Here is a 668-nt window from a genome sequence, read left to right as displayed (position 1 = left end):
CTGTACTGCATTGCCGTCACGGTATGCCAAGCCTTTGATCAGGCTTTTTCCAGCGCCTGGGCAATGTCCGCCTGCAGGTCYGYAACGGCCTCCAGGCCCACCGAAAAGCGCACCAGACCCCCCTTGTACGGCCATGCCGTGGTGCGCAGGGCCGGTATGTCGTACGGCGCACACAGGCTCACGGGGCCCGCCCAGCTATAGCCCAGTTTGAAGAGCTTGAGGCTGTCACAAAAGCGGTCCACCCGGTCCTGCGTGAACTCCGGCTTGAAGACGGCACTCATCAGGCAGGCGGCGCCCCTGCTGTCGCGCTTCCAGGTTTCATGGCCAGGCGAGCCGGGCAAGGCCGGGTGCAGCACGGCCGCGATTTGCGGCCGGGTTTGCAGCCAGCCGGCCAGCTCCCGCGTCGCGGCATCCTGCGCGGCATAACGCAAGGCCATGCTGTTCAGGCCGCGCAACACCAGTTCAGCATCGTTGCCGCCTATGCCGTAGCCGACGCGCATGTGGCAAAAGTGAACCAGATGATGCAGCGCCTCGTCGCGCGTGACGACGGAGCCCATCAGCACATCGGCACCGCCGCTGGGGTATTTGGTCAGGGCCTGGACCGAAATATCGAGCCCCAGGTCAAATGCATTGAAAGCCAGGCCGGCGCCCCAGGTGTTGTCGAGCGC

1 protein-coding gene is annotated in these 668 nt (G+C 64.9%); it reads right to left on the bottom strand.

Annotated elements, in window-relative coordinates:
- Positions 1-38 precede the first annotated feature (38 nt).
- A partial coding sequence (locus AC1D1X_RS25100) for a PLP-dependent transferase (RefSeq protein WP_477699605.1) occupies positions 39-668 on the bottom strand: 630 nt, incomplete at its 5' end.

The sequence above is a fragment of the Polaromonas sp. P1_G4 genome (assembly GCF_056405475.1).
This window is presented reverse-complemented; position numbering and strand designations above follow the sequence as displayed.